Consider the following 15,839-nt stretch of genomic DNA (forward strand, 5'->3'; position numbering starts at 1 on the left):
TAAACAGGCACTTCAGCTTTTCTTTTTACGATTTCCCGCCATATAGTTGCTGAAGTTCATCTTCTTTCATCGTGAAGCGATGTTCTTCAGCAGGGAAGGCTCCAGATTTTACTTCAGATACGTATTCGGCGATGCCTGCCTTCATAATTTCACCGGTTTCCGCATAAGAGCGGACAAATTTCGGCAAATGATGCGAGCCGTATTTTAATGTGTCATGGTATACCAGCACTTGGCCATCGGTTTCACTGCCGGCGCCGATTCCGATGACCGGAATGGAAACCGCCGCGGTCACTTCTTTCGCGAGCTGATAAGGAATGCATTCAAGCACAAGCATGAATGCGCCAGCCGCTTCGCATGCTTTGGCATCTTCGATGAGTTTTTGTGCAGCGTCTGCTGTTTTCCCTTGGACTTTGAAGCCACCTAGGACTCCAGCGCTTTGCGGCAGCAAGCCCAAGTGCGAGACAACCGGAATTCCCGTGCGTGTCAATATGCGCGTAACATCCAGTACTTCATCGGCCCCTTCCAGTTTCAGCGCTTCTGCCCCTGTTTCCTGAAAAATTTGGATGGCATTCTCCAATGACCGTTCCAAACTTCCGTGGAATGAACCAAACGGCATGTCCACCACCAAAAAGGTATCCGGTGCTCCTCGGCGTGCTGCTTTTCCATGGTGGATCATGTCATTAATTGTGACTTTCACGGTAGAATCGTATCCAAGAACGACCATGCCCAGTGAATCCCCAACTAAAATTACGTCTACTCCTGCTTCTTCAGCGAGCTTTGCCGAAGGAAAATCGTACGCTGTCAGCATCGCGATTTTTTCCCCTTCTGTTTTCATTTTGCGGAATGATGCGGTGTTCTTCATTTTTGCTCCTCCTTTTGAGGAGAAAACCAAACGTAAAAAGCCTTCTGTTCCAAAAGTGGACAGAAGGACAGAATTTTAGGCAGCAGGTTTCCTCCGTCCCTGTCGTATTCAGATCAAGGCAGAAATATTCAATTGCAATTAGATGCAGTGCCGGTGCGGCTCAATTTTGATGCCGCCCTCCCCTTTACTATAGCAGAACTGGAAATATAGTAACAATCTTCAGTTTTCTAACTTACTGACTTATGGATTTTCTATGTATGCACTTATAATTTTTTGATTGACTCGTGTATCGCCAGTTCTTTTTCACTGTCCCAGCTTTTATAGATTTCGAAAGTGCCATCTTCAAAAAATAACGGAAACCGCTGCTTGAACCATGGCTGCATCGGCAGTGCTAACGCTTCTGCAATTGGCACCCAAGCCAGTTCGCCTTCAGGTGGATTTTCCAGCAATGTTCCTTCGAAATCGGTCGCCAAATAGTTAAAGACCATGTACCGATACCGTTCACCCGGGTCCGTATATTCGTCCAAGCCTTTGTAAATCAAATTTTTCACCGTCAATCCGGTTTCTTCCAGCACTTCGCGCGCCGCTCCGTCCGTCAAGCTCTCCGGGAAATCCACTTTGCCGCCGGGGCCGATAAAGCCTGGAAACCCTTTTTCTTCCGGCCGGTTGATCAATAACACCTGATCCCCGTCTTGCACCAAACACATCGTCATAAGTTGTACTTCCACATTTTCCTCCATGTAGTTGAATCCTCTCCTTAGCGCACTTTCTCTTGCCATTCAGGCTTCAACAATGAAAAAATCAAAGCATCATGCGATTGGTGGTTTTGGTATAAATAGCCGCGCAGCCGCCCTTCTTCCACAAAACCGAGCTTTTTCAAGACGCTGCTTGATGCCTTGTTTTCAGGAAACGTTACAGCTCCCATTCGGAATAAATCAAGTTCGTTGAACGCATATGCCAATACGGCTTTGTTGGCTTCCCGAACGATTCGCTTGCCCCAAAAATCCGGATGCAGTTCATACCCGACTTCCGCTTTTTTGCCTTTTACATTTAAATTGTTCAATCCGATGGTGCCGATAAATTCACCGGTTTCTTTCAACACCATTCCCCAGCGGATTCCCCGGTTAAGCTCAAAACCCGTCTGAAACGAATCAATGATTCTCACCGCTTCTTCGGGACTTGCCAAACTGTCCATGCCGTAGTACCGGGTCACTTCATCCCGAGACATAATGTCAAAAAACGGTTTTGCATATTCTTGCCCGATTTGCACCAATCGAAGCCTGTCTGTTTCAAGCGTTGGAAATTCCATGAAGTTCCTCCTGTTCAATTGAATACACGTAAACTTCTCTGCCAGCGAGCAGGATTTCTTCTTCAAGCACCATGCCAATCCGTTCCGCCACTTTTCTGGAAGCTAGATTTCCCGGCTGAATTAATGAGATAAACCGCTCTTTGCCTAAGCGCCGGGTCCCATACTCTTTCAGCGCTTTTGCCGCTTCCGTCGCATAGCCCTGTCCCCAATAGTCTTTTGCAATCCAGTAGCCAATCTCCAATTCCTCGGCACCGTTAATGGTTTGCTTGACCAGTCCGGCATGTCCAACCAATTTCCGGTCTTTTTTGCGCACCAAGACGCGCAGCCCGAGGTTCGGATCGGTTTTGTAAGACCGGTAAATCCAATACAAAAATTCCATCGCCCCTTCCCGGTCTCGCGTTTGGCCATTGCCGATAAAGCGGACGACATCCGGATCTGAAAAAAGGGAGTAGAGAAACTCAAAATCTTCGTCTTTGTATGGCCGCAGTTCAAGCCTGTCCGTTTGAATAATCATCCGCAACATCCTTTCCGCTTTTTCTCAGGGAACTCATTTCTTTTCGCCACTTTTGCGTTGTTTTCCTTCTTATTGCCAGTTTTTTTATAAAAAAAATCCCCGGTATGCGCACAGCATATCGAGGATGATTCTTTTAAATAAAACGTGTTACTTCTTCAATTGGCAAACGGGAAGTCCCAAACGCTGGCGCTGCCGCTTTTCCAATGGCAATCAGTACAATCGGGAAAAGGTGGGCCGGAACATTAAAACGTTCTGCAAACTTCACTTTGTCAAAACCGCCCATTGGAATGGTGTCGTAGCCGCGGTCTTTGGCGATGAGCATTAATTGCATGGAAACAAGACCTGCATCAAAGGCCGCGATGTTCATCCGCGCTTCAACTGGAGCGTTCGGATACACGGCATACGTATTGGCAATTGTCCGTTCTTTGATGGATTCATCCATATGGCCTTCTTCTACGTTTTGCGTATAAATTTTTTCTACGTTTTTATAGGCATCGATATTGCCCAGCACGGCAATAACAGCAGATGACTGTTCGACTTGCGCCTGGTTGTTGGCGATTCCCCGCAATTCTTGTTTTGTTTCCTCGTCTTGGATGACGATAAAGTTCCAAGACTGCAAATTGCTTGATGAAGGAGCGGTCGTGGCAAGCTTCAGCATGTCTTCCAATTCTTCTTTTGAAATGTTAAAATTCGGATCGTAAATTCGAACCGATTTGCGTTCCTGCATTACTTTTGTTACGGGCGATTCTGCTTTGACTGACATGATATGTCCTCCTTGAATGGGCTTACTATTAGTAAGGTAATAAAACCAACTTACCATTCGTAAGTTCAAGTGTCAATGAAGGCGAATCATGCTATGATGAAAAAAAGGAGGAGGTTCAATGAATACCCCTGAAACACATACGCCAGTTTGCAGCAACTTCCACAACACCATTGAATTTATCGGCAGAAGATGGATGGGCATCATCATTTATACCTTGATGTCAGGGCCGATGCGCTTCCATGAGATCGCAGCAAGCATTCCGGGGATTTCCGACCGCCTCTTGACGGAACGGCTGAATGAATTGGTTAAAGAAGGGCTTGCCACTAAAACGCAGCTCGACTCTTCCTCGAAAAAAGTGGAGTATGAATTGACGCCAAAAGGAATGTCGCTGAAGGATGTCGTCGTAGCCATTCGCAAATGGACCGAACAATGCCAGAATCTATAAAAACTGCTTCGCCAGTTAATCTTTTGGATTGATAATCGCCAGCACTTGATGGTCCTCCCATTTGCCATTGATTTGGACATTTTTTACGGCTATGCCTTCCTTGTGAAAGCCTGCTTTTTCAAGCACTCGGATAGACGGAATATTGTTGGGCATGACGCCCGCTTCAATGCGATGCAATTCGAGTTTTCGGAAGGCGTAGTCGACTACTAGTTTAACCGCTTCCGTTGTATACCCTTTATTGGTGTGTGCCTTATCCAGCGCATACCCAAGAAATGCCTTTTGAAGCGCACCGCGCATAATGTGAAAAAGTGAAATGGTTCCAATCAATCGATCATCATCATTCGCAAAAATGCCGAAAGTGTATTCGTTTCCTTCTTCTCGTTGTTCAATGCCAATTTCAATGATTTCTTTTTGGATGATTTCGGTGTAAAAATCCGGATAGCGGGTCATGGATACTTTTTCAAACAATTTCCGATTGTCTTTCTCCAACTCGAGCTTCGCTTTAGCATCACTTGTTTGCAGAGGCCGTAAGTAAATGGATTTTCCTCTCATAGTTGTTCCCTCCTCTCTGCAATTCGCTACTACTTATAATAAATTCCATATTGATGAAACGTATCCCTTCCCACACTCGTATAAAAGATGGAGGTGAACGATTATGTACATACAAATTGACGAACCAAAGCAAAAGATCTCTCCCGATGCTATTCGCGTTTGGCGCATGGTTAACGCCATTATGGAAATTACCGCATTTATGGTGATTAGCGGATTGCTTTTTGCTGGTTATGCCTTTGATTGGAAATCGTGGATCGTTTGGATTTTTTGGGCTCTTCTCGTTTTAAACGTGTGTTCTGCCATCTATTCAATCGGTATCGAGCCGGTATTCATCCAAAAAACGTGGCGGTACGAAATTGATGAAGATCACATCCAATTGCAGCACGGACGATTCGAGAAACATCATACGCTGATTCCGATGGCCAAAGTCGAATATGTGTCAACGAACCAGGGGCCTTTTTTAAGAAAATACGGGCTTTATGACCTGACTATCGGCACCGTGACATCGTCACACAAAATTCCCGCCATTCCGAAAGAAGAAGCGCTCGCTCTTCGTGCCAAAATCGGTTTTCTTGCCAAAATCAAAGACAGCGACGAAGAAATGGATGCGGTGAACGATGGAAACTAACAAACAGCGCTATCCCATCGCTTCTATCTTGTTCCAATTCGTGTCTCTGGTGAAAGGCAGCTTTTTCCCCATCTTGTACTTATTCGTTTTGAGAAACGATACCGGCTCCTATTTTTGGCTGACCATTAAAGTGCTGTTTTCCATATTTTTTGTAGGCGCTACTGTAAAAATGGTCTTGAACTGGTTTTTTAACCAGTACGAGGTTTCAGATAAAAGCATCGCCATATACAACGGTGTTTTTGTTAAAAAACAGCAGAATATCGGGATGGGCCGCATTCAAAACGTGCAGCAAACCACTAATTTCCTGCACCGCCTTTTGAAACTGACATCGCTGACATTGGAAACAGGAACGAGCGGCGATGAAGCTTCAATAAAATTCCCCGTTTTGACTTATCAGGAAGCGGACCGAATAAAAGCGATTGTGGAACAAGCCAAATTGCCAGATTTGCATAGTAAAGAACCAGACGAAAAAACAGAAGCGAAGGAAATCCAAGAACAACCGTCTCCTTTGCGAGTCTATTTTACCCCGACCAATCGGGATCTCATCAAAGCCGCTTTTACGTCTTTTAGCGTTTTGGCCATTTTTCCGATTCTTTTTTCACTCTATTCCCAAGTAGACGATTTTTTCAACTTGGATGAATCCTCGAAATCTATTTTTTCTTATTTGCTGAGCCATATTTGGCTGGTGGTGCCGATCGTTCTGGTTGCTCTGGTTATTTCCGTATTGATTGGCTTGCTCACGACGTATTTAAAATACGGGAAGTTTGAAATTTCCGCGGACAACGACCGGATTTACATTAAGAAAGGGATTTCCACGGAATCCCGTTTTTCCATTCAAAAAAACAAAGTCCAAGCCATCAAACTTGAGCAGTCGATCCTAAAAAAATGGCTCGGCATGGTGGAAGTCAGTTTGCTGAGCGCGGGAAGCGTCGGCGATGAAGACGTTCAAACAAATTCCTTGTTTCCGTTTCTTCCGGTGAAAAAAGCGTATGGGCTGATTGGGGAATTGTTGCCCGACTATGAAATTTCAGAGAACATGAAACCTCTTTCTAAAAATGTTCTTTGGCTCCGCCTTATCCGTCCGTATTATTTCTGGGCCGCAGCGACTGCCGCGCTCCTTTATTTTAAAATTGAATGGGCATGGCTTTCGGGGGTTTTGCTGCTTGTCATCGTTGCAGCGAGAGTGATAGATTTTCATTTTACACGGTATTTTTTCGACGACCGTTTTGTGCAAATTCGAAAAGGCGCGCTTGTCGTCGAAACCTTTGTGACAAAACGCGTGAAGATCCAGGAAATCGAAGTTACGCATGGCTGGCTGCAGCGGAAATTCAATGTGGCAAGTCTGCATTTCCATAATCGCGGCAAACCGCTGATTGTTTCCGAGCTGCGAGACGTCCCGCGTGAAACCGGTGAACAGTTTTATAGCTGGTTTAAAAAGCGAGTAAACATGGTGAAACCGTAAAAGACAAAAAACCGTCCATGAAAAATGGCGGTTTTTTTTCATTCTTCAATTATTTTGCGAAACCCATAAAACGGCCGGAAGCTGTTGGATTCATAGAACGTTTTTGAAGTCTGGCTGGCCAGCAGTTCCATCCGCGCCTTTGGAAAGAGCTCGTGGACATAGTTCAGGAGTTTTTTTCCGACGCCTTGGCCCCGGCAGTGTTGATCGACTATTAGCTCACAGATGTAAAGACTGATAAAACCATCAGTCAGTCCGCGGATGCATCCGACGAATTCTCCGTTCACTTCAGCTACAAACGCAACCGTCGAATTGGCCCACGCCTGTTTCGCATCTTGTTGTTTTTCAACCAAATTGGTCCACGACTCGGCCTGGCTTAACGCGTTGATTTTGGAGAAATCGCCTTCCTCGTAGGGGCGTATGTATATGTCCATTACATGTACTCCTTAAACAAAATCTATAATTTTAATGCCATTCTGACCGTTTTCAATACGTGGCCATCGAAATCATCGTCAAACTCGGAAACTAATTCAAACCCTTTCGCTTGGTAAAAGTTCATGCCGATTTTATTGTCTTTTTCAACTTTGATCAGTATCTTTTCTGCGTTTTCCAATTGTGCAATTCCTGAACGGAGAAGCACTGTGCCTAGCCCTTTCCCTTGAGAGGACGGGTCGAGGTAAATGGCGCCAAGCTCCGCTTCACCGTTTTCTTTGACTGGCGAGAAGTTGGCAAACCCAACAACTTTGCCTTCGACTTCTGCGACCAAAAGAAACGATTGCTCCATTCTTTTTTTCATCATGCTGTCATTATAAGCAGTGGCCAAAAAGCTTTCCTGAATGGCAAATGGGATGATGCCTTCGTATGTCGCGTTCCAGCTTGTTTTTGCCACTTGCTGGACTTGCGGTATGTCTTCGGTTTTCATGTTGCGGATTGTGTAATTCAATGTTATCCCTCTTTCTTTGCGATTGATAAACTTAACGATTTAATCGATATGTCCTTTCTCTTTCATCCTGGCTCCTGACTTTAGCAGCGTGATGATTTCTTGATTTTGCTCGACTTGTTTTTCGGAGTTGATTCGTATTATGCGGAGCCAGCGCAAAACAAGCGCTCCTAAAAGGAATGGAAACAAAACCACTCCGCCTGCTAGTATATCGCCCATTTTAAACCTCCCCGCCAGCATCCAGCTCTTCTTCAAAAACAGGACGCGTTTCCCGTGCTTTTTCATTCAACAGGAAATAAAAAAAAGTCGCAATCGTCAATAAAAAACCTGCGCCTAATAATAAACTTCCCATCAGGAGAAATTTTGTGATTGCTGTTTCCACAATGAGGTCATAAGAGCTCGTATCTCCCATTCCTCCTTGGCTTTGGAGCCAGCTATTGCCCCGTGCAACACCAAAAGAAGTGCTCGTAAAAATCAATACCAATCCTCCAATTGCGGCAAATGCCGCAGTCCAAAACATTCCTATTACGTGTGCTGCCATCAACTTTCTCCCCTTTCTGCTACTGCTCTTCCCGCCACTCTTCCTGAAAACAAACAGCCGCCGAGAAACGTCCCTTCGAGCGAACGATAGCCGTGGACTCCGCCTCCGCCAAATCCGGCTACTTCTCCTGCTGCATACAAGCCTTGAATCGCTTCTCCGGATTCATTCAGCACCCGCGCCGATAAGTCCGTCTGCAAACCGCCCAATGTTTTCCGGCTGACGATATTTAGGCGCACCGCGATAAGCGGCCCTTTTTTTGGATCCAGCAGTTTGTGTGGAGGCGCTACACGGATTAGCCGGTCGCCCCGGTAATTGCGCGCTCCGCGGAGGGCCGTGATTTGCAGGTCTTTCGTGAAGGTGTTGTCGAGCTGCCGGTCACGCGCCTTTACTTGCCGTTCAATATTGGCAAAGTCGAGAAGGTTTTCTCCTGTCAGTTTGTTCATGCCGGCAACCAGTTCTTCGAGTGTCTGTGCAATGACAAAATCCTCGCCTTTGTCCATGAACGCCTGGACAGGCGCTGTTGCCCCGGCACGGACCCGCGACAGCACTTGCGGAATGCTTTTGCCGGTCAAATCAGGATTTTGCTCAGAACCCGACAACGCAAATTCTTTTTCAATGATTTTTTGCGTCAAAATAAACCACGAGTAGCTGAAGCCGGTTTTTTGGATGGCTTCAAGCGTGCCAAGCGTATCGAACCCCGGAAAGTTGGGAGACGGGAACCGGTTGCCTTTGGCATCAAGCCACATCGACGACGGCCCCGGTAAAATGCGGATGCCATGCTTGCTCCATACCGGATTCCAGTTTTTGATGCCTTCGGTATAATGCCACATGCGGTCGCGGTTGACGATGCGCCCGCCAGCTTGTTCCGTGATGGCAAGCATCCGGCCATCGACATGCGCCGGCACACCGGACAGCATCTCTTCCGGCGCTTTTCCGAGGCGGCTTGGCCAGTTTTGCCGGATCAGTTCGTGGTTGCCGCCGATGCCGCCGCTCGTCACTACCACTGCGTTTGCCTCGTAACTAAATTCCCCAATCACTTCCCGGGAACTCGCTTCCCCGCGTTCTGCGTCACTTGGTGCCAAAACAGCACCCATCACTCCAGTTACGGAAGAGTTGTTGCCGATCAAACCGTCTACGCGATGGCGCGGACGGTAGTCGACTAAGCCGTTTTTCATGTGCTCCCGAACACGGCGTTCAAATGGCGCCACGATTCCTGGTCCCGTGCCCCACACAATATGAAAGCGCGGAACGGAATTGCCGTGCCCTTCCGCCAAATAGCCGCCGCGCTCCGCCCAGCCAACTACCGGAAAAAATTTCACGCCCATCGATGACAGCCAAGCCCGTTTTTCTCCCGCAGCAAAATCCACATAGGCTTTGGCCCATTGTTTGCCCCAGTAATCTTCATCATCTTCTTTATCAAAGCCCGCCGCGCCCAGCCAATCCTGCCAAGCAAGCTCTTTGGAATCGTTGATGCCCATGCGCCGCTGTTCAGGCGAATCCACTAAAAACAACCCGCCAAACGACCACCACGCTTGCCCTCCAAACGAAGTTTCCGGTTCCTGATCTAGCAGCAGCACTTTCTTGCCCGCATCTGCGATTTCTGCCGTTGCCACCAGCCCTGCTAGCCCTGCCCCTACTACGATTGCATCAAAACTCATCCCTACATCCCCTTTGCCCGGCTTCTCTCCATCTTTCTTTATCGTAGCAGAAGCAATTGGAATATTATAGGTATTTTTCATTTATTCTGAAAACAGGATTTAAGAATTTTTTAAGACTTTCATTATAGAGAGCTAAGGTTTAACGTATACAATAAGAGCAGTTGATAAGGCGGTGATTGTTTGTCGATAAAAAAGCGGTTGATTATATCCAATATCGCCATGATTGTGGTTCCTGTAGCGGCATTTTTTCTAATTGATATTTTTCTCGGCATCGGGGTATTCGGCCTCAATAGCCCAAATCCCAACCAAAGTGATCTTCAAAATTTCATGAAATGGCGGTTTGGCGGCTTGCTGCTCGTTTTGGCTGTGACGAACGGCTTGTTGACCTACATCGTTTCAAAAAGCTTGATCCAGCCTGTCCAGCAATTAAACAAAGCAGCGCGGGAAATCAGCCAAGGCAATTTAGACCACCCTGTCCGAAAAACAGGCAATGACGAACTCGGCGAACTGTCCGAAACCTTTGAGCGGATGCGCGTCCAATTAAAAAAAGCGGAAGAACTGCAAAAGCAATACGAAGACAACCGGAAAGAATTGATTGCGAGCATTTCCCACGATTTGAAAACACCGATGACCTCCATTCAAGGATACGTCAAAGGGTTGCTTGACGGCGTCGCCAACACACCCGAAAAAACTGCCCGTTATTTGCAGACGATTGGCCAGAAAACGAGTGATCTTGATGCATTGATCGATGAATTGTTTTTGTATTCGAAATTGGATTTGGATCGTGAACCGTTCCACTTTGAAAATGTGGATCTGCATGCCTATTTCAGCGATTATATTGAAGAACGGCGGTTTGATTTGAACAAAGGAGAAATTTCTTTTGAAGCAGATGCCGATGAAAACTACGTAGTTATGGCGGACCGTGAAAAATTGAAACGCGTCATTTCAAATATTGTGGAGAATGCTTTGAAGTACACGGATTGCAGCGACCCTGATATTCGGATTCAGCTTCTTGAACAAGGGGATGCCGTCGCGGTGCAAATCCGCGACAACGGAAGCGGCATCGAGGAAGATGCTCTTCCCCACATTTTCGACAGCTTTTTCCGGACGGACAGTTCCCGAAATTCGAACACTGGCGGCAGTGGATTAGGCCTCGCTATTGCTAAGCGGATTATCGAGGGACATGGCGGAACAATTGAAGCGGAGAGCCAACCAAATGCCGGTACGACCATTCGGTTCACATTAAAAAAACTATAGAAAGGATAGGTCGAGCCATGCAGACAATTTTAATCATTGAAGACGAGCAAAGCATTGCCGAATTGATGCGGGATTACTTGGAGGTAAATGGCTTTAGCAGCGACATTGCAGCTACCGGCACAGAAGGGTTTGAAAAAGCGATGGCAAATCCGTATGACTTGATCTTGCTCGATTTGATGCTTCCAGGCATCGATGGGCTGGAGTTGTGCAAAGCGCTCCGGGAAAAATTAGATATTCCGATTTTGATGGTGACGGCCAGAAAAGAGGATATCGACAAAATACGCGGATTTGACCGAGGCGCCGATGATTACATCGAAAAGCCCTTCAATCCGAACGAATTGGTGGCACGCGTCAAAGCCCATATTGCCCGGTTCAACCGGCTTGTAAACCGTGATCGCCCGTCTTCGGCCATCCGCATAAAAGGGCTGGAAATCGATCCACTTTCACGGCGCGTCACGGTGGAAGGCGTTGAAAAACCGTTGACTGCCAAAGAATTTGACCTGCTGCTGTTTTTAGCATCGCACCCAAACCACGTGTTCACCAAAGAAGATTTGTTCGATAGGCTTTGGGGGATGGAGTCGTTCGGCGATTTGACAACTGTCACCGTCCATATCCGGAAAATCCGCGAAAAAATCGAAACAGTTCCTTCAACTCCTGAATATATCGAAACCATTTGGGGTGTCGGCTATCGGTTTAAGAAATAGTAACAGTGAAAATTCTATGGAAGCTGGAGGGATGATTGTGTCCGCTTCATTTTTTCTTCGCTTTAAGGCATTTTTGCTCGACTATATTCTTATTTTTGCTTATTTGGCGCTGCTGTTAATCGTGAATCTTTTTATCTTTCCATCCTTGCAGCGATTCTTTACCGGCTCGCTCGTTGTTGCCCAGTTTGCTGGATTTTTGATGGTGACGCTGCCAGTTTCGCTTTATTTTATTTTCAGTGACTCCAGGCTTAGCGGACAATCTTTCGGCAAAACGAAAATGGGTATTCGAGTGATCGATCAAGATAGCAAGCCGCTTTCTGTTATGCATGCCGCTTTCCGCACACTTCTAAAGTTTTTGCCATGGGAACTATCCCATTTTCTTGTTTACCGATTAGTCGAAATTGGAGAGGGACAAGTGCCGATTCGTTTCTATTTTTTAGGCGGCCTCATTTATTTGCTCATGGTTGCCTATATTGTGCCTGCTATTTTTACCAAGAAGCATCAGTCTTTATATGATCTCATTACGAATACGTACGTCATAAAAAAATAAAAACCGGCATGCCAAACCGCTGATAAGCGCTGCAATGCCAGTTATTATTCCAAATTATAAAGCAGTTAATTACATACTTTAAAGACACCTTTTATCTGCAATTAGAATAAAAAATTTTATTCTCTAACGCATCATTTCTGCGCAATCAGCACATACAAATGTTCAGTCGGAAAGAATTTTTTCGTAATCCGCAACCCCGCCTCTGTGAATTCTTTTTCCATGCCAGCCATAGAAATTCTTGGAGCTTTTTGAGCCGATTCCCCTTTTGGCTCCAATTCGATGCAGGCCAAGTGTCCGCCCTCTTTTAGCACTCGATTGATTTGATTCAACGCAGCAGCCAACGGATTAATTTCATGCAAAACCAGTGAAGCGACAACAACGTCAACCAATGCGTCGGGCAACGGAATCCCTGTATTGCCTCCATGAATGGCCACAAGATTGGAAATGCGTTCCTCCTGCGCTTTGGAGTTGATGATTTTTAGCATGCTTTCATCAATATCCAGTGCATAAACGGTTCCTGCCACGCGCTTAGCTAAAGGAATTGAAAAATAACCGGTACCTGCGCCAAAGTCCAAAACAGTATCCGTTTCTTTAATTGGCATCATGCCTAATAGCTTCTCTGGCGGCAGTTCCGCTCTTCTTTCGGGGCTTTCCAAGTACGAAATTTTTCCGTGATGGGATCCGTGTAGTTTGTGTTGTTCATGAGGCATTGGTGCATCTCCTTTTCTTTTCAAGTCAGTTTTTTATTTTGAAAATTTTTCTTCGACCCAATCAGCCATAACACCAAATGCTGCCATACTGCCTTCTCCAGCTGCAAGAATCAATTGAGTGGGACCACCAATCAATGTATCTCCGCAAGCGAAAACTCCATCCACGTTCGTCCGTTTTGAAAAATCCGTTTCAACCCCGCCTCTTTCGTTCAAGCTGCAGCCCAACGATAACGCAATGGAAGAGGCTTGTTTCCAGTCCGGCGTGATAAAGCCGCCTTTTCGCAAAACTTGCGTGCCGTCGACAAACTCAATGCGCTCCAGCGATCCATTTTCCCCAAGCAACGACAGAATTTTTTCCTCGTAAACTTTTATTCCGTTGCTTTCCAAGAGCCTTTTTTCACTTTCGGAAAGAATGGGTTTGCCGTTTGTGCAAACGATCAAATCGTCTGTCCAGTTGGACACCAGTTTAACCATATGAAGAGCCCCGGGATTTTCCGAGATGACCGCCAGTGGCCGGTCTCTTAATTCCCAGCCATCACAGAACGGGCAGCTAAACAGGCTTGTTCCGTAAAACTCTCCCACTCGCTCGACGTCGGGCAGAATTTCCTTTAAACCGGTAGCCAAAATTATTTTTTTGGCGCTGAAAATCTCACCAGTTTCGGTTTCAATCTCAAACACATCACTTTCCTTACTTACGCGCACCACCCGCTGTTTTTTAATTGTGACGTCCGGATACTGGCCTATCTCTTCCTGTCCGAGTCGCTTTAATTCTTGAGGATCAATCCCGTCGCGCGTCAAAAATCCATGGGCCTCCGACGTCACCGCGTTTCTCGGTTTGTTGTCATCAAATAGCATCGTTTTTCTTCTTGATCTTCCAAGAACAAGCGACGCATTTAATCCCGCTGGCCCTCCGCCAATTACTGCACAATCCAGTATCATCTCATCATCTCCATCCCTCTTTGATCAGTTTGCTTCTCTCCGATTGTAGCTATCCGCTTTTTTCGCAATATCAATCAGAAGTTTATTGCCAAGCTCTTCTTTCATGTGTTCTTCAGCTTGTCTCATGACATTTTCGATTAAGCAGCCTTCGTGGTGAATGGAACAATCGAATAAATTGGTGTCTCCTTCAATTGCTTTGATGACATCAAAAAAAGAAATGTCGTTTTTGGATCGAGGGCTCTTGTAGCCGCCCTTAACGCCTGGAGTTGATTCAATCAAACCGGCTTTCGTAAGTTTCGTTAAGATTTTCGACAAATACGTTGGCGAAAGCTTTTGCATCTCAGCCAATTCCTGCACGCCAATTGTGCTGCCTTCAGGCAAACGAATTAAATGAATCATTGTATGCAATGCATAGTTCGTTGCGTTTGAATATTTCATGGTGTCCTCCTAAAATTTATTAAAGATATTAAAGACTATATTTATCCTTAATTAAACTTAACATGCTTAAAAAATTAAGTCAATGAGGAGGAACTTCTGAATGCAGATAAATGCACTTGCTAAATGAAAATTATATTCCGGCCATCGCCTCTCAACAAGCAAGACTGCCGAATCCCTTCCGCAGGATTCGGCAGCAAGTGCTCTGATGATCTGGCTTTTAGTGGTGGTGATTTGGCACAGCTGACCCATAAATACCGTAAGAGATTCTCCATTCATGCTAATGATCACTTCGCTGGAACGCATTTCATCTTCCCCTGGCCGATATTTCGTAACGGCCGCTTCTGGATACAGCCGCCTTACTTCTTCCAGTTGATCTGACACAGAGGCTGTTTCTTCTTGTGGCTCAGTGAGGACAACTATAAAAGAGACCAAATATCTTTACAAAAAAAGAGAAATATAAAAATAGTTAATTTAGTATTTTTTCAAAAACAGCCAAGTTCTTTTCCATCAGCGTAAAATACGTTTCTCCTTGCTCGATGTCTTCTTGGGTCAAAACGCTTAAATTGTGCATGTGGACAGCCTCTGCTCCAATTTCGTTTTGAATCACTTCAGCTATTTTAGAAGAAACGTTTTGTTCGAACGCAATATAGTGAATATCTTTTTCTTTCGCCAGTTCCACAATTTGCGTCAATTCTTTTTGAGAAGGTTCATCTTCGCTGTTTAATCCGGCGACTGCCACTTGGTCGAAGCCGTAAGTGTTGGCAATATATCCAAAAGCTTCATGGGAGACAAAAAAAGATTTTTGGTCGGCGTTTTCCGCAACGGTTTTAAATGATTGATCCAGTTCTTCCAGCTCTGCAACCAGCTTCTCATAATTTCCTTCATATTCCGCAGCATGTTCTTCGTCCCGCTCTACCAGCTCGTTTTTTATGGTTTCAGCAAGTTTTTGGCTGAGTACTGGCGAAATCCAAATGTGTGGATCCACAGTATCGTGTGCGTGGCCATGTTCTCCGATCTCTTCTTCGTGTGCGTGACTGTGCTCTTCCGTTTCTTCTGTATGCTCGTGATCATGATTATGTTCTTCTGTTGCCTCTTCTTGCTCATGGTCGTGTTCTTCTGTTTCGTGGCCATGAGAATGCCCTTCTCCTAGGTCACTTTCAGAAATGCTCTCAGATGTTGCAATAAATTCAACATTTTCATTTTTTAAAGTTTCTTTTGCATTATCGACAAAGCCTTCCAGTTCTAATCCTATGTAAAATAATGCATCCGCTTCAGCTAACGCAATCATGTCTTTCTGTGTCGGTTCAAACGTATGTTCATTGGAGCCGGGGGGATAAATCGACTGGACATTTACGTAGTTGCCGCCTATTTCCTCAGTGAAATAGGCAAGTGGATAAACGGTGGTAAACACCTCAAGCTGCTCGGTTGAATCCGCCGTTTGAGCTGCTGATTCTGAAGAGCTGGTTTCTTTATTTCCGCCGCATCCTGCAAGCAACAGCAAAGCAGAAACTGGAATTATTATTTTTTTCATAAAAATCCTCCTCAAACTTTTTTAAACGCAGATATTTCT

At 45.6% G+C, this 15,839-nt stretch carries 22 protein-coding genes; 6 read left to right on the forward strand and 16 right to left on the reverse strand.

Going from position 1 to position 15,839, the window contains the following annotated elements:
- Positions 1–25 precede the first annotated feature (25 nt).
- From panB to ACRRQV_RS10345, 5 genes are all read right to left on the reverse strand, one after another.
- Positions 26–862: a 3-methyl-2-oxobutanoate hydroxymethyltransferase gene (gene panB, locus ACRRQV_RS10325; RefSeq protein WP_432530427.1), complete on the reverse strand. Its 837-nt coding sequence runs from the start codon at positions 860–862 to the stop codon at positions 26–28.
- Positions 863–1,125: 263 nt separating this feature from the next.
- Positions 1,126–1,602 carry an NUDIX domain-containing protein gene (locus tag ACRRQV_RS10330; protein ID WP_432530429.1) on the reverse strand — a complete coding sequence of 159 codons (477 nt, stop codon included), beginning with the start codon at positions 1,600–1,602 and terminating at the stop codon, positions 1,126–1,128.
- 17 nt (positions 1,603–1,619) lie between these two features.
- Positions 1,620–2,171, reverse strand: coding sequence for a GNAT family N-acetyltransferase (locus ACRRQV_RS10335; protein WP_432530431.1), 552 nt, complete (start codon positions 2,169–2,171; stop codon positions 1,620–1,622).
- Positions 2,152–2,685, reverse strand: a complete 534-nt coding sequence (locus tag ACRRQV_RS10340; protein WP_432530433.1) for a GNAT family N-acetyltransferase — start codon at positions 2,683–2,685, stop codon at positions 2,152–2,154. The genes ACRRQV_RS10335 and ACRRQV_RS10340 overlap by 20 nt, the downstream gene beginning before the upstream one ends.
- A gap of 133 nt (positions 2,686–2,818) precedes the next feature.
- On the reverse strand, positions 2,819–3,448 hold the full coding sequence (locus ACRRQV_RS10345; protein WP_432530435.1) for a nitroreductase family protein: 630 nt from the start codon (positions 3,446–3,448) through the stop codon (positions 2,819–2,821).
- Between the two features lie 118 nt (positions 3,449–3,566).
- On the opposite strand from ACRRQV_RS10345, the gene ACRRQV_RS10350 reads away from it, so the two are divergent.
- Positions 3,567–3,893 carry a winged helix-turn-helix transcriptional regulator gene (locus ACRRQV_RS10350; RefSeq protein ID WP_432530437.1) on the forward strand — a complete coding sequence of 109 codons (327 nt, stop codon included), beginning with the start codon at positions 3,567–3,569 and terminating at the stop codon, positions 3,891–3,893.
- A gap of 15 nt (positions 3,894–3,908) precedes the next feature.
- Here ACRRQV_RS10350 and ACRRQV_RS10355 read toward each other — a convergent pair whose 3' ends face one another.
- Complete coding sequence (locus tag ACRRQV_RS10355; protein WP_432530439.1) at positions 3,909–4,445, reverse strand: GNAT family N-acetyltransferase; 537 nt, start codon at positions 4,443–4,445, stop codon at positions 3,909–3,911.
- A 103-nt stretch (positions 4,446–4,548) separates the two neighbouring features.
- Between ACRRQV_RS10355 and ACRRQV_RS10360 the strand changes: the two genes are divergently transcribed.
- Both ACRRQV_RS10360 and ACRRQV_RS10365 read left to right on the forward strand, forming a co-directional pair.
- Positions 4,549–5,073: a PH domain-containing protein gene (locus ACRRQV_RS10360; protein WP_432530441.1), complete on the forward strand. Its 525-nt coding sequence runs from the start codon at positions 4,549–4,551 to the stop codon at positions 5,071–5,073.
- Positions 5,063–6,535 (forward strand): PH domain-containing protein, encoded by a 1,473-nt coding sequence (locus tag ACRRQV_RS10365; RefSeq protein WP_432530443.1) that lies wholly within the window; start codon positions 5,063–5,065, stop codon positions 6,533–6,535. Before ACRRQV_RS10360 ends, ACRRQV_RS10365 begins: the two co-directional genes overlap by 11 nt.
- A gap of 38 nt (positions 6,536–6,573) precedes the next feature.
- On the opposite strand, the gene ACRRQV_RS10370 is transcribed toward ACRRQV_RS10365, so the two are convergent.
- The 5 genes from ACRRQV_RS10370 to ACRRQV_RS10390 are packed head-to-tail and all read right to left on the reverse strand — an operon-like array spanning position 6,574 to position 9,671.
- Positions 6,574–6,966, reverse strand: a complete 393-nt coding sequence (locus ACRRQV_RS10370; RefSeq protein WP_432530445.1) for a GNAT family N-acetyltransferase — start codon at positions 6,964–6,966, stop codon at positions 6,574–6,576.
- Between the two features lie 23 nt (positions 6,967–6,989).
- On the reverse strand, positions 6,990–7,475 hold the full coding sequence (locus ACRRQV_RS10375) for a GNAT family N-acetyltransferase (RefSeq protein ID WP_432530447.1): 486 nt from the start codon (positions 7,473–7,475) through the stop codon (positions 6,990–6,992).
- Between the two features lie 39 nt (positions 7,476–7,514).
- Positions 7,515–7,691, reverse strand: coding sequence for a hypothetical protein (locus ACRRQV_RS10380; RefSeq protein WP_432530449.1), 177 nt, complete (start codon positions 7,689–7,691; stop codon positions 7,515–7,517).
- 1 nt (position 7,692) lies between these two features.
- Positions 7,693–8,013, reverse strand: coding sequence for a hypothetical protein (locus tag ACRRQV_RS10385; RefSeq protein ID WP_432530451.1), 321 nt, complete (start codon positions 8,011–8,013; stop codon positions 7,693–7,695).
- On the reverse strand, positions 8,013–9,671 hold the full coding sequence (locus ACRRQV_RS10390; RefSeq protein WP_432530453.1) for an FAD-binding dehydrogenase: 1,659 nt from the start codon (positions 9,669–9,671) through the stop codon (positions 8,013–8,015). Before ACRRQV_RS10390 ends, ACRRQV_RS10385 begins: the two co-directional genes overlap by 1 nt.
- A 180-nt stretch (positions 9,672–9,851) precedes the next feature.
- Here ACRRQV_RS10390 and ACRRQV_RS10395 point away from each other — a divergent pair, with 180 nt between their 5' ends.
- Genes ACRRQV_RS10395 through ACRRQV_RS10405 form a run of 3 tightly spaced genes read left to right on the forward strand, consistent with a single transcriptional unit; the run spans position 9,852 to position 12,182 of the window.
- Positions 9,852–10,928 (forward strand): sensor histidine kinase, encoded by a 1,077-nt coding sequence (locus tag ACRRQV_RS10395; RefSeq protein WP_432530455.1) that lies wholly within the window; start codon positions 9,852–9,854, stop codon positions 10,926–10,928.
- 17 nt (positions 10,929–10,945) lie between these two features.
- Positions 10,946–11,632, forward strand: a complete 687-nt coding sequence (locus ACRRQV_RS10400; protein ID WP_432530457.1) for a response regulator transcription factor — start codon at positions 10,946–10,948, stop codon at positions 11,630–11,632.
- 16 nt (positions 11,633–11,648) lie between these two features.
- On the forward strand, positions 11,649–12,182 hold the full coding sequence (locus ACRRQV_RS10405) for an RDD family protein (RefSeq protein WP_432530459.1): 534 nt from the start codon (positions 11,649–11,651) through the stop codon (positions 12,180–12,182).
- A gap of 131 nt (positions 12,183–12,313) precedes the next feature.
- Here ACRRQV_RS10405 and ACRRQV_RS10410 read toward each other — a convergent pair whose 3' ends face one another.
- The 5 genes from ACRRQV_RS10410 to ACRRQV_RS10430 form a co-directional block, all read right to left on the reverse strand.
- Entirely contained in the window at positions 12,314–12,892 is a 579-nt protein-coding gene (locus ACRRQV_RS10410) for a class I SAM-dependent methyltransferase (RefSeq protein WP_432530461.1), read from the reverse strand.
- Between the two features lie 33 nt (positions 12,893–12,925).
- A complete protein-coding gene (locus ACRRQV_RS10415; RefSeq protein ID WP_432530463.1) occupies positions 12,926–13,831 on the reverse strand; it encodes an NAD(P)/FAD-dependent oxidoreductase in 906 nt (301 codons plus the stop codon).
- A 24-nt stretch (positions 13,832–13,855) separates the two neighbouring features.
- On the reverse strand, positions 13,856–14,269 hold the full coding sequence (locus ACRRQV_RS10420; protein WP_432530465.1) for an Rrf2 family transcriptional regulator: 414 nt from the start codon (positions 14,267–14,269) through the stop codon (positions 13,856–13,858).
- Between the two features lie 66 nt (positions 14,270–14,335).
- The gene (locus tag ACRRQV_RS10425; RefSeq protein WP_432530467.1) at positions 14,336–14,650 is read right to left on the reverse strand and encodes a hypothetical protein; all 315 of its coding nucleotides are present in this window, start codon (positions 14,648–14,650) and stop codon (positions 14,336–14,338) included.
- An 85-nt stretch (positions 14,651–14,735) separates the two neighbouring features.
- A complete protein-coding gene (locus ACRRQV_RS10430; RefSeq protein WP_432530469.1) occupies positions 14,736–15,800 on the reverse strand; it encodes a metal ABC transporter solute-binding protein, Zn/Mn family in 1,065 nt (354 codons plus the stop codon).
- Between the last annotated feature and the right edge of the window lie 39 nt (positions 15,801–15,839).

It is taken from the genome of Planococcus sp. YIM B11945, from assembly GCF_050864155.1.
Taxonomy (GTDB): Bacteria; Bacillota; Bacilli; order Bacillales_A; family Planococcaceae; genus Planococcus.

Bases quoted from the DNA above. Each gene is read 5' to 3' on its own strand.
- ACRRQV_RS10370 (WP_432530445.1), bottom strand. From the start codon at position 6,966: ATGGACATATACATACGCCCCTACGAGGAAGGCGATTTCTCCAAAATC.
- ACRRQV_RS10390 (WP_432530453.1), bottom strand. From the start codon at position 9,671: ATGAGTTTTGATGCAATCGTAGTAGGGGCAGGGCTAGCAGGGCTGGTG.
- ACRRQV_RS10430 (WP_432530469.1), bottom strand. From the start codon at position 15,800: ATGAAAAAAATAATAATTCCAGTTTCTGCTTTGCTGTTGCTTGCAGGA.
- ACRRQV_RS10385 (WP_432530451.1), bottom strand. From the start codon at position 8,013: ATGGCAGCACACGTAATAGGAATGTTTTGGACTGCGGCATTTGCCGCA.
- ACRRQV_RS10410 (WP_432530461.1), bottom strand. From the start codon at position 12,892: ATGCCTCATGAACAACACAAACTACACGGATCCCATCACGGAAAAATT.
- ACRRQV_RS10365 (WP_432530443.1), top strand. From the start codon at position 5,063: ATGGAAACTAACAAACAGCGCTATCCCATCGCTTCTATCTTGTTCCAA.
- ACRRQV_RS10400 (WP_432530457.1), top strand. From the start codon at position 10,946: ATGCAGACAATTTTAATCATTGAAGACGAGCAAAGCATTGCCGAATTG.
- ACRRQV_RS10335 (WP_432530431.1), bottom strand. From the start codon at position 2,171: ATGGAATTTCCAACGCTTGAAACAGACAGGCTTCGATTGGTGCAAATC.
- ACRRQV_RS10380 (WP_432530449.1), bottom strand. From the start codon at position 7,691: ATGGGCGATATACTAGCAGGCGGAGTGGTTTTGTTTCCATTCCTTTTA.
- ACRRQV_RS10345 (WP_432530435.1), bottom strand. From the start codon at position 3,448: ATGTCAGTCAAAGCAGAATCGCCCGTAACAAAAGTAATGCAGGAACGC.
- ACRRQV_RS10420 (WP_432530465.1), bottom strand. From the start codon at position 14,269: ATGAAATATTCAAACGCAACGAACTATGCATTGCATACAATGATTCAT.
- ACRRQV_RS10340 (WP_432530433.1), bottom strand. From the start codon at position 2,685: ATGATTATTCAAACGGACAGGCTTGAACTGCGGCCATACAAAGACGAA.
- ACRRQV_RS10405 (WP_432530459.1), top strand. From the start codon at position 11,649: ATGGAAGCTGGAGGGATGATTGTGTCCGCTTCATTTTTTCTTCGCTTT.
- ACRRQV_RS10350 (WP_432530437.1), top strand. From the start codon at position 3,567: ATGAATACCCCTGAAACACATACGCCAGTTTGCAGCAACTTCCACAAC.
- panB (WP_432530427.1), bottom strand. From the start codon at position 862: ATGAAGAACACCGCATCATTCCGCAAAATGAAAACAGAAGGGGAAAAA.
- ACRRQV_RS10360 (WP_432530441.1), top strand. From the start codon at position 4,549: ATGTACATACAAATTGACGAACCAAAGCAAAAGATCTCTCCCGATGCT.
- ACRRQV_RS10415 (WP_432530463.1), bottom strand. From the start codon at position 13,831: ATGATACTGGATTGTGCAGTAATTGGCGGAGGGCCAGCGGGATTAAAT.
- ACRRQV_RS10355 (WP_432530439.1), bottom strand. From the start codon at position 4,445: ATGAGAGGAAAATCCATTTACTTACGGCCTCTGCAAACAAGTGATGCT.
- ACRRQV_RS10330 (WP_432530429.1), bottom strand. From the start codon at position 1,602: ATGGAGGAAAATGTGGAAGTACAACTTATGACGATGTGTTTGGTGCAA.